The organism is Fibrobacter sp. (assembly GCA_024398965.1).
In the GTDB taxonomy this organism is placed as follows: Bacteria; Fibrobacterota; Fibrobacteria; order Fibrobacterales; family Fibrobacteraceae; genus Fibrobacter.
In genome coordinates, this window is record JAKSIF010000012.1 from 68,968 (window position 1) to 80,025 (window position 11,058).

10 protein-coding genes are annotated in these 11,058 nt (G+C 50.0%); 5 read left to right on the plus strand and 5 right to left on the minus strand.

Going from position 1 to position 11,058, the window contains the following annotated elements:
• The first annotated feature begins 31 nt into the window (after nt 1-31).
• The 5 genes from MJZ26_06990 to nth all read left to right on the plus strand — a co-directional run bounded on the left by MJZ26_06990 (nt 32) and on the right by nth (nt 5,058).
• On the plus strand, nt 32-2,467 hold the full coding sequence (locus MJZ26_06990) for a DUF3536 domain-containing protein (protein MCQ2105521.1): 2,436 nt from the start codon (nt 32-34) through the stop codon (nt 2,465-2,467).
• Nucleotides 2,468-2,477: 10 nt separating this feature from the next.
• On the plus strand, nt 2,478-2,993 hold the full coding sequence (hpt, locus tag MJZ26_06995; GenBank protein MCQ2105522.1) for a hypoxanthine phosphoribosyltransferase: 516 nt from the start codon (nt 2,478-2,480) through the stop codon (nt 2,991-2,993).
• 30 nt (nt 2,994-3,023) lie between these two features.
• Nucleotides 3,024-3,518 carry a hypothetical protein gene (locus tag MJZ26_07000; GenBank protein MCQ2105523.1) on the plus strand — a complete coding sequence of 165 codons (495 nt, stop codon included), beginning with the start codon at nt 3,024-3,026 and terminating at the stop codon, nt 3,516-3,518.
• A complete protein-coding gene (cysE, locus tag MJZ26_07005; protein ID MCQ2105524.1) occupies nt 3,515-4,300 on the plus strand; it encodes a serine O-acetyltransferase in 786 nt (261 codons plus the stop codon). Before MJZ26_07000 ends, cysE begins: the two co-directional genes overlap by 4 nt.
• A gap of 128 nt (nt 4,301-4,428) precedes the next feature.
• Nucleotides 4,429-5,058 (plus strand): endonuclease III, encoded by a 630-nt coding sequence (gene nth, locus MJZ26_07010; protein MCQ2105525.1) that lies wholly within the window; start codon nt 4,429-4,431, stop codon nt 5,056-5,058.
• 37 nt (nt 5,059-5,095) lie between these two features.
• Here nth and MJZ26_07015 read toward each other — a convergent pair whose 3' ends face one another.
• The 5 genes from MJZ26_07015 to MJZ26_07035 all read right to left on the minus strand — a co-directional run bounded on the left by MJZ26_07015 (nt 5,096) and on the right by MJZ26_07035 (nt 10,863).
• Nucleotides 5,096-6,031: an SDR family oxidoreductase gene (locus MJZ26_07015; GenBank protein ID MCQ2105526.1), complete on the minus strand. Its 936-nt coding sequence runs from the start codon at nt 6,029-6,031 to the stop codon at nt 5,096-5,098.
• Nucleotides 6,032-6,042: 11 nt separating this feature from the next.
• Nucleotides 6,043-6,882, minus strand: a complete 840-nt coding sequence (locus MJZ26_07020; protein ID MCQ2105527.1) for a type III pantothenate kinase — start codon at nt 6,880-6,882, stop codon at nt 6,043-6,045.
• A 149-nt stretch (nt 6,883-7,031) separates the two neighbouring features.
• Nucleotides 7,032-7,895: a carboxylating nicotinate-nucleotide diphosphorylase gene (gene nadC / locus MJZ26_07025; protein ID MCQ2105528.1), complete on the minus strand. Its 864-nt coding sequence runs from the start codon at nt 7,893-7,895 to the stop codon at nt 7,032-7,034.
• A 169-nt stretch (nt 7,896-8,064) separates the two neighbouring features.
• Entirely contained in the window at nt 8,065-9,516 is a 1,452-nt protein-coding gene (locus tag MJZ26_07030; protein ID MCQ2105529.1) for a sugar transferase, read from the minus strand.
• 57 nt (nt 9,517-9,573) lie between these two features.
• Nucleotides 9,574-10,863, minus strand: a complete 1,290-nt coding sequence (locus tag MJZ26_07035) for a homoserine dehydrogenase (GenBank protein MCQ2105530.1) — start codon at nt 10,861-10,863, stop codon at nt 9,574-9,576.
• Nucleotides 10,864-11,058 lie beyond the last annotated feature (195 nt).

Below are 11,058 nucleotides of genomic sequence, written 5' to 3' on the forward strand. Positions count from 1 at the left end.
GGTTTCGGCCTGCGTTTTCTATATTTTAAGCATGTCTGAAAAACATCCTCTTTACTTTACTATCCACGGCCACTTCTATCAGCCGCCCCGCGAAAATCCTTGGACTGGTGTTATCGAAAACCAGCCCAGCGCACGCCCCAACCATGACTGGAACGACCGCATTGCAAGCCAGTGCTACAGTCCTAACTCCGCAAGCCGAATTCTTTCCCCTAACGGCCGCATCGTAGATATCGTAAACAACTACGACTTCATGAGTTTCAACATGGGTCCCACCCTCATGGGATGGATTCGCACCCATACTCCCGAAACCTACAAGCGCATCCAGGAAGCTGACAAGCGCAGCATGGAACGTTTGAACGGTCATGGCAACGCCATTGCCCAGGTCTACAACCATATCATCATGCCCCTTGCCTCTGCAGAAGACAAGAAGACCCAGATTCGCTGGGGCATTGAAGACTTCAAGTTCCACTTCGGACGTATGCCCGAGGCCATGTGGTTGGCAGAAACCGCCATCAATATGGAAACGGTGGTGGAACTGATCAAGGCTGGCATCAAGTTTACCATTCTCTCCCCCACCCAGGCAGATTCCTTCCGCGCCTTGGCAGAAGATGGTTCCGCCAAGGATGGCGAATGGCAGGGTTGCGCAAACACCGATATCGACACCACCCGCCCCTACCGCATCTATCCCCGCGATAAGGAAGGTAACCTTGTCTGTGACGGTTACCTGGATGTATTCTTCTACAATCCCTGGCTTTCCTCTGCAGTAGGCTTTGAACATCTGCTCCGCGACGCAGGCACCTTCGGTCGCCGCATCAAGGACGCCTGGGATGAGAACCGGGTCGATCCGCAGTTGGTCAGCATTGGTACCGATGGCGAATCCTACGGCCACCACGAGCCCTTCGGCGACATGTGCGCCGCATGGCTCTACAACCATTACGCCCCCGAAAACAACATGGTGCCGGTAAACTACGGCTGGTTCCTGGAAAAGTTCCCGCCTAAGCACGAAGTCCTCCTCAAGAACTTCCATAGCGAAGGTTGTGCGTGGAGCTGCGCCCACGGTGTTGGCCGTTGGTACCGCGATTGCGGTTGCTCCACCGGCGGCGGCCCCGATTGGAACCAGAAGTGGCGCGGATCTCTCCGCGACGCCATGAACCACCTGAAGAAGCTTGCAGACGACGTCTTTGTCCGTGAGTTCGCAAAGATTTCCAACGTAAATCCCTGGGATGCACGAAACAACTACGTGCAGACCCTGGTGGCTCCCGAAGACAAGAAGCGAGTCAAGGATTTCCTCGCCGCCACAGTCAAGGCTCCCGAAAACGAGGAAATGTGCGCCAAGGCAATCCGCCTTCTGGAAATCCAGAAGTTCTGCCTGTTCAGCTTCACTAGCTGTGGTTGGTTCTTCAATGATATCGAAGGCTTGGAACCTGTGCAGAACATGCGCTACGCCCTGCGCGCCATGGAACTGCTGGAACCGTTCCTCCCCCGCGACCACCATATCCGTAACCAGTTCCTGAGTATCCTGGGACGCGCCACCAGTAACGAGCACAAGTGGAATGGTGCAGAAGTATTTACCCGTTACGCAGAAGAACAGGTGCCCGTTGTTGTTAAGCAGATGGCTGAACGCGCCGCCATCTTCCACTTGAACTTGGAAGAAGGCTACGACAACGCAGACGATCGCATGACCGCAACCAAGATTGCAAGCAACGACAATCAAACTCTGGTCCGCGCCGAATACAAGGACAAGATGATTGGAGAATCCCGCATTGCCTCCGTTCTGGTCATTACCGACAGCCTCGGCCGAATCAACATCGTTGTGGCTGACGGCGAGAACGACAAGAACGAATTGAAGTTCACAAGCAATCCCAACATGAGCACAGAGGAACTCCAGAGCGAATATCCCACAGCCTATGTGGTCCGCATGCGTGACCTAATGAGCGACTCCCTCCGTCGTATCAACCAGATTACCACCCGCAAGGACTTGACCTCCATTACCAAGTCCTTCTCCAGCTTCGCCCTGTCCCACGGTCTTTCTATCGACAGTTTGGCCGACCCCGACCATACCCTGCCCGATACCCTGCGCAAGATCCTGTCTCTTGAAATCAACTCCAAGATTCATCACATGGCTCTCCAGTACCTGAAGAAGGACGACAAGAACCTCTTTGATGAAATCCAGGACTTGATTGACGAAGCAAAGCGCCTGGAAACCACTTTCAGCTTTGGTGGCACCGGACGAATCTTCTTCGCAAGACTTTGCGAACTGATCGACGCAGTGTCTACCAAGTACAGCAAGGCTACCGTAGACCATATCACCGGCCTCATTACGGTAGCAGACTGGCTCCAGCTTGGCATCGACAAGACCAGCCTCGAAAACAAGGTGTTCCCCTTCTACAAGGAATACCTGAAGGATACTGCCGGCAATCTTTCCGGTCTTAAGCCCATGTTCAGCTGGTTGAACTTCGAGGTATAGCGTGTACAGAATGTCCCAAAAGCCGATGATTACGGCTGAACAAATTCAAAAGAGAATCCGCGAACTGGCAGCAGGCATCGCGGCATCCTATGAATTTGACGTAATCCTTTCGGCTCTTACCGGGGCATACATGTTTACCGCCGACTTAAGCCGCGCCTTGGCAAAGCCGCAAATCCGTATCGCTTTCATCAAGGCATCGAGCTATGGAGACGGCACGGAATCCAGCGGCCAAATCAAGGTCTCTGGGCTCGAGAAGATTGACCTCAAGGGAAAGCGCGTCCTTCTGGTTGACGACATCTTGGACACAGGCAACACTATGTTCGCCCTGACGCACATGCTGAAGGATACAGGTGTAGCCGAAGTCCGGACATGCGTCCTGATGAACAAGGAAGAGCGACGCACAGCAAATATCCACGCGGACTTCGTCGGCTTTGAGATCAAGAATGAATTCGTCGTGGGCTACGGTTTGGACTATGCGGAAGAATACCGAACCCTGCCCGACATTTGGACCCTGGAAGAAACCTAAGCGCTTTAGCTTGATATTTGAGAGAGATTCATGGCTAATAACGATTTAGATGACGTAAGGCTACACGCCACACAAACCATTGAGGCCGTAGGTCGCAGCTACAGCAAAATCAGCCGCGGCAAGCGTTTCTTGATAAACCTGCTTGTTTGTCTTGTATTTTTTGTCATAGGCTTCATCACCTGCAGTGTCATGAACAGCGTTCCTACCCAGGGAGCCATTGAAAAGGTTGCCGCCCAGCCGGACTTGCCTAACAAGTGCAAGTACCGCTACGACCGAGCCATGGAATACGCCATCATGCATGAATGCGTATTTGCCCAAGGCACTCCCCGAAATGACAACACGCTTATTCAACGAATCAACTACTGTACCTGCGCATTAGAAAGCGTCCAAAAGAAAAAGCCTTACCAGAAGATGTTCGAGAACAACCTGGTAGACTTCACCTTCAAGATCCGCGAAGAAAACCTCTGCCAGGAAAACAAGGTCATCCCCACTCTCGATGCCGACGAATCCAAGGATAAAAAATGACCATAAGCGAAATAGAAGAATCTATCCGTGAAGAGGCCGAAGCTCTCATCAAGACAGAGCCGCTGTCTGTATTGATGATCAACGAGCAGGTTCTTTCTCGCCACAGTTTCGGAGAAATGCTCTCCGTCACCTTGTCCTGTCAGCTGGCCGGAGAGGTCATTGACCGCAATGAACTGGAAAAGATGTTCAACGCACTTTACCAGAAGTATCCGGAACTGCTGACCAGTGCCGCCAAGGACCTTCACGCCACTGTGATGCGTGACCCGGCATGTACCAGCTATCTGGAGCCCATGCTTTTCTTCAAGGGATTCCAGGGTCTGCAGGCCTACCGCGTAGCGCATATCCTTTGGGAAGAAAACCGATCCTTCCCCGCCAAGATGCTGCAGAGCATTATCAGCCGTAAGTTCGGCATGGACATCCATCCTGCGGCAAAAATCGGTTACGGCATTCTGGTAGACCACGCAACTAACATCGTGATTGGCGAAACAGCAATCGTCGGCAACAACGTATCCTTCCTCCATGGCGTAACCTTGGGCGGTACCGGCAACGAAGTTGGCGATCGTCATCCCAAGATTGGCAACGGAGTCATGTTAGGCGCCCACGCTCAATTGCTGGGAAACATCCATATCGGCGATGGAGCAAAGATTGGCGCCGGAGCCGTTGTTGTTGGCGACGTTCCTGCACATACAACCTACGCAGGGGTCCCCGCTGTTCAGGTCGGCCGTCCTCACGACGAAATGCCAAGCTTCAACATGCAGCAAGACTTTACTAGAGATGCTTAAGAATGAACAGTGAACAATGAAGAATGAACAATTGTGATAATGGCGCCTTCGGCGCTTTATAATGTTACGGCTTTGCCGTCTTTTATCAAAATTGTTAACTGTTAACTATTCATTGTTAATTCATATCTATGACAAAGAAAGATCGAATCGCCTTTATTACTCAGAAATTAGACGAGCTGTTTCCCGACCCGCCCATTCCACTGAATTATCGCGACCCTTTCACGCTTCTTGTCGCTGTGGCACTCAGCGCCCAATGTACGGACGCCCGCGTCAACCTGGTAACCGCAGAACTTTTCAAAGTTGCAGATACTCCAGCCAAGATGGTTTCCCTCGGTGTAGAAAAGATTGCAGAATACATCAAGACCTGCGGACTTTACCAGAACAAGAGCAAAAACATCTTTAAACTCTCGCAAATTCTCGTGGAAAAATACGGCGGAGAAGTTCCCCGTACCTTTGAAGAACTGGAAGCCCTCCCCGGCGTCGGTCACAAGACCGCAAGCGTCATGATGATTCATGCCTTCAAGATTCCAGCCTTCCCTGTAGATACGCACATTCATCGCCTGGCGGCCCGCTGGGGACTTTCTGACGGCAGCTCCGTAGAACGCACAGAAGCCGATCTAAAAAAAGTCTTCCCGAAGGAAGACTGGGAAAAGAAGCATTTGCAAATTATCTTATTCGGCCGCACCTACTGCAAGGCCATGGGCCATAAAGTGGATCAGTGTCCAATCTGCAGCATCGTAGGATGTAAGGCCAAATAGAAAACGAGCGTTTCCGCTCGTCTTTCTTTTTTAAGCCTTACTTGTTCTTCAACAATTCATCGAAGTAGCAGATAGTCTTTTCAAGGCCCTTACGCAAAGGAATGGTGGGTTCCCAGCCTAAGGCGCTCTTAGCCAAGTCAATGTTGGGGCGGCGCATCTTCGGGTCGTCACCAGGCAGCGGCTGATAAACAATCTTGCTCTTGGAACCAGTCAGGTCCAAAACTTCCTTGGCAAGCTCCAGCATGGTAAATTCACCAGGGTTGCCAATATTCACAGGTCCAATAATCTGTTCCTGGTTCATCATACGCACAAAGCCTTCGATGAGGTCGTCCACATAACAGAAACTGCGGGTCTGGGAGCCATCACCGTAAATAGTAATGTCTTCGCCCTGCAAAGCCTGCACAATAAAGTTGCTTACGACACGGCCATCATTAGGAAGCATGCGGGGGCCATAGGTATTGAAAATACGGACAATGCGAATATCCACATTGTTCTGGCGATGGTAATCCATAAACAGAGTTTCAGCCACGCGCTTTCCTTCGTCGTAGCAGCTACGGATTCCGATGGGATTCACGTTTCCCCAGTAGTCTTCAGTCTGCGGGTGAATTGCAGGATCGCCGTAAACCTCGCTGGTGCTAGCCTGCAAAATGCGAGCATGGACTCGTTTGGCGAGGCCAAGCATGTTGATTGCGCCCATGACACTGGTCTTAATCGTCTTTACCGGATTGTACTGATAATGCACCGGGCTTGCGGGGCAAGCCAAGTTAAAGATACGATCCACTTCCAGAAGGATAGGTTCCGTCACGTCATGGCGAATCAGTTCAAAGCTGCGATTGTCACGCAGGTGCGCCACATTGGCCATGCGGCCCGTGAAATAGTTATCAAGACAAATAACTTCGTGACCATCATTCAGGAGACGTTCACAAAGATGACTTCCTAAAAATCCAGCACCACCAGTTACCAAGCAACGCATAGCCAGCTCCTTTATTCTTCTTCGCTGTCCCGGGTCTCATCCGCAGAAGCAGCAACATTTCCGTTCACGGCAACAAGGCGAATACCTCGCAATGTAAGGAACGGATCGTACTTGTCAATCAAAGTCGTGCGGCGAGCAATCATCTTGCCCCAGCCTCCGGTAGCATAAACCGGCAAATCCTCACAACCGACTTCCTTCTTGATCTTACCAATCAAGAATTCCAACTGAGCCAAAAATCCAAACAAAAGTCCTGCACGGATGGCATCGTCTGTATTATCCGCCACCACGTTTTCTGGCCACTCGATGGTCACCGGCAATAGCCTTGCCGCCTTTTCAGTCAAGGCATCCAAACTTGCATTAATACCAGGAATGATCACACCACCGGCAAAGGCACCATCTTTCAGCACATCGAAAGTCGTCGCAGTGCCCATATCCACGATAATGGAATTCTTGAAACCTTCCTCGCGCATTGCAATCACATTGCACAAGCGGTCCGCACCAGCCATGGATGGATTCTGGTAATCAATTTTCAGACCGAGGCAATTCTTGGCGTTTACCACTTGCACATGCTTTTTCAGCAGGGAATCAAGAGCCTTGATCCACGGGCGTTCCAAGGCAGGCACCACAGTAGAAAGCCCCACATGGGCAATTTCACTTGGCTTAATCTTGGAAAAACCAAGAAGACCACCCACCTTGTTCATCACTTCATCGGAAGTGGTTTCCTTACGGGTAGTAAGACGCCAATAATCCACCACCTTGGTACCTTTGAAAATACCAAGAACTGTATGGGTATTACCAACGTCAACAACAAGCGTTACAGAATCAGCGATGTTTTCTTTTTCTACAGTCATCTTGCTACAAATAATCTTAATGAAGTATGAAGGATTAAGAATTAAAAATGTTTATAATGACGCTTCGCGTCTTTTACTTATGCCGCAGGCATCATTCTTTTCATTCTTCATATTTCACTATTCACTTTTCACTGCGTAACTTGTTCGCCCTAAATTCTCATGGAAATATCAAGAGCCTTCACGCTGTGGGTCAATGCACCTACAGAAATGAAGTCCAGGCCCAAAGTTGCGATTTCCTTAGCACGTTCCAGAGTCATGTTGCCGGAACCTTCCACCAGGCACTTGTCGCCGCTTTCCTTGATGATCTTCAAGGCTTCTGCCATGGTCTCGTTGCTCATGTTGTCCAGCATGATGACGTCAACGCCCTTGTTCAAGAGTGCGCGGAGCTGATCGAAAGTTTCCACTTCCATTTCAACCATGAGGTTCTGGGTGTTATTCTTCTTGACAACAGCCAGGGCTTCAAGAACACCGCCTGCAGCGGCAATGTGATTGTCCTTCACCAGCACCATGTCAAAAAGACCCATGCGATGATTGGAACCGCCGCCCACGCGAACGGCATACTTCTGCAAGGTACGGAAACCGGGAACAGTCTTACGGGTATCGAGAACCTTGGTCTTGCCACCCTTCAAGGCTTCCTGGAAAGTGTGGGCCACAGTCGCCACACCGGAAAGCTGCTGGATGAAGTTCAACAAGGTACGTTCACCAGTCAGAAGTTCATGGGTGGTACCATCCATTTCCGCAATCAGATCGCCCTTCTTCACCACGTCACCATCCTTCTTGTGGAGGGTCACGGTTGCATTTGCCTTCATTTCCTTGAACACCAGTTCAATAATGGGAAGGCCAGCGAGAACGCCATCTTCCTTGGCAATAAGACGGGCATGCTGCTTTTGGTCGGCAGGAATGGTCCACATGCTGGTCACGTCGCCAGTACGGACATCTTCGGCCAAAGCCAAACGGATCATGGTCAAAGCATCTTCTGTAGGAAATACCGGAGTAGAATTATCACCGTACATACTTATTCATCCTTATAAAACATCAAGTCAAATTAACAATTAACAGTTAACAATGAACAATGATTACAAAGGCCTTCGCGCATTATTATTACATGCCGTAGGCATGATTATCCAATTGTTAATTGTTCATTTTTCATTATTCATTAGTAGCAACAAACTCTGTTTGTTGCTACTGAGCGCCCTTTCCTGTTAAAACAACATAGACTGTACGAACAAGAATCTGGAAATCCAACAACAGGCTCATATTCTCGTAGTAGTACATATCATATTGGAGCTTAATCTTCACATCTTCAGTGCTGGTATCATAGTGATGGCACACCTGAGCCCAGCCTGTAAGGCCTGGCTTCATTTTCAAGCGGCTGATATAGAAGGGAATCTGTTCACGAAGCTTTCCAATAAACACAGCACGTTCAGGACGAGGCCCAACCATGCTCATATCACCCTTCAGCACACAAAGAATCTGAGGAAGTTCATCGATACGAGTCTTGCGGAGGAACTTGCCGATACCTGTAATGCGGGGGTCATCCTTGGTTGCCCACTGAGCACCAAATTTTTCCGCATCGGTTCGCATAGTACGGAACTTGTACACCATGAACGGCTTGCCATACAAGCCAATTCGTTCCTGGGAATAGAAGATGGGACCACGGTCGTAAAGCTTAATCGCAATGGCAGCAAAAAGGCAAACCGGCAAGGAACAGATCCCGAGGAAAGCACCAAACAGAATATCGATAATGCGCTTTACGCGAACCTGCCAAGGCGGCATGGTAAAGGGGAACAGTTCCTGAAGTTCAAAACCATAAACCAGGTTGGCCTTAAACTGTCCATTGACTACACCATAAAGTTCCGGAACCAAATAAATATGCAACGGATTCTCGCAAATCCAAACCAGGATACGCATAATTTCCTGAGGGGAATTGCTTTCGTGCGCAATAATAATACCCGTAACCTTCAGCTTTTTAATCAAAGCCGGAAGATCCGCATACTTGCCCAAAACCGGCACACCAGCAAATTCATGATCCATCACCTGGAAACGTTCATCGACAAAGCCAATGACACGCTGTCCCCGTTCCGGATTCTTTGCAAGAGCTTCGGCAATCTTTCGACCAGACTCAGTTGCACCAAGAACAAGAATGTTGTTCGCACCATAGCCAAGACGAAGCAAACCTCGCAGGCAAGTGTAGATCAACATACGTAGGAGGACTACAAGACAGAGAGAGAATCCGCCGTAGATAAAGATCCATGGGAAGCGGGATCCATAAAGATAACCACTGCTCAACGGTTCATTGGAAAAAACCTTCCCTATGAACTCGGCTCCGAAGAGGCAGACGATTACAAGAACGATTCCCAAGGCAACCGCGCGAAGAACCCTAAGAATCTGGTGGGTTCTAGATTGCAATAGCCAAGAACGGTAAAGACCAGCACAGGTAAAAAGGACAAGCCAGCCAATATTCAATACAAGACCCATGTGGTAGTATTCCGCAAAAGCCTTGTTGGGGTCAAACTTGTCTACAATCCAACCGCTGTGAAACTGAACCCAAAACGCCAAGCCAAAGCAAATGGACAAAGCAACGAAGTCCGACAGGACCACGAGAACTCGTTCCAATGTGGTAGCTCGAATCATATCTACACCAACTCTACAAGATTCAAACAGGGGTCGGCTGTACCGACCCCGTCTACATTAAGCCAAGAAACGGATAACCTGGCTCTTTTCCACGATTTCAGCCAGGGCGTCGATGGCATCCACAGCCTTCTGAGCCTTGCTGTCCTGGGTGTTTTCGGTAATGACAACCACAGAAACCTTACCCGGATCCTTGACGTTCTTCTGGATAATGGTTTCGATGGAAATGTTGTTGTCGGCAAGAATCTTGGTAATCTTGGCGAGAACACCGCAAGCGTCACGGGAAGTAAAGCGCAGGTAGTAGCGGGCGCTGGTTTCGGAAATGGGAACCAGGGTCGCAGAATTTTCAACGTTGAACCAGCCCATGGGGAGAGCCTTGCGAGAACCGCAATCGGTGGAGCGGGCCAGGGAAACCAGGTCGGCTACAACGGCGGAAGCGGTGGGCAGACGACCAGCGCCAGCGCCGGTCTGCAGGGTTTCGCCCAGGTTGTCGCACTGCAGATAGACGGCGTTCAGAACGCGGTTTACGCTGGACAGCTGGTGTTCCATGGGAACCAGGCACGGATGGACGCGGGCATCCACGCGGTCACCTTCGCGGCGGTAAATGCCCAGGAGCTTAACGCAGCAGCCAAGTTCCTTGGCGATGGCGATATCCTGGGCGGTAATCTTGGAAATGCCGGTAACGTGAATCTTTTCGAAGTCTACGCGATGGCCGCTGCAGAGAGATGCCAGCAAGGCAGTCTTGTGGGCGGAGTCGATACCTTCGATATCGAAGGTGGGGTCAGCTTCGGCAAAACCCAGACGCTGGGCATCCTTCAGAACCACGTCGAAGTCCAGGCCTTCTTCTGCCATACGGGAAAGGATGTAGTTACAGGTGCCGTTAATGATGCAGCTCAAGTTTTCAACGGTAGAACCCAGGAGACCTTCCTGAAGGCTACGGATAATAGGAATGCCACCGCCCACAGCAGCTTCGAACAGAACATGCAGGCCCTTCTTAGCAGCCAGGGGGAAGATTTCGTGACCGTACTTGGCCAACAAAGCCTTGTTTGCGGTAACAACATGCTTGCCACTTTCGAGAGCAGCAAGGATCCACTTGCGAGGCATATTATAGCCACCTGCAAGTTCCACCAGCACATCGATATCGTTGGAAGCGATCATCTCGTCTGCGTTTGTAGAAGTCTTGTAACCCTTAGCCTTGAAAGGAGCCACTTCTTCGTCGGACTTGGCACAAATGCATGCCAGTTCCATTTCGACGCCGAGCTTTTCCTTGTATTCAGCAATCTTCTGTTCCAAAATCTGAATAACGCCACCACCGACGGTACCAGTACCAATAAGACCAATGCGCAACATGAGCGCCTCCATTTTAAAATTTTACGGGGAAAAGGTAGAAAAATAACCAAACCCATAACGAGCACCCTATATATAAAGGCCAATCAATCAGCTCATTCTTAACGCGCACACTAAATTGCACAAATGAGCATTAAAGTAAACATTCTTCATTCTTCATTCTTCATTCTTCATTCTTCATTCTTCATTCTTCATTCT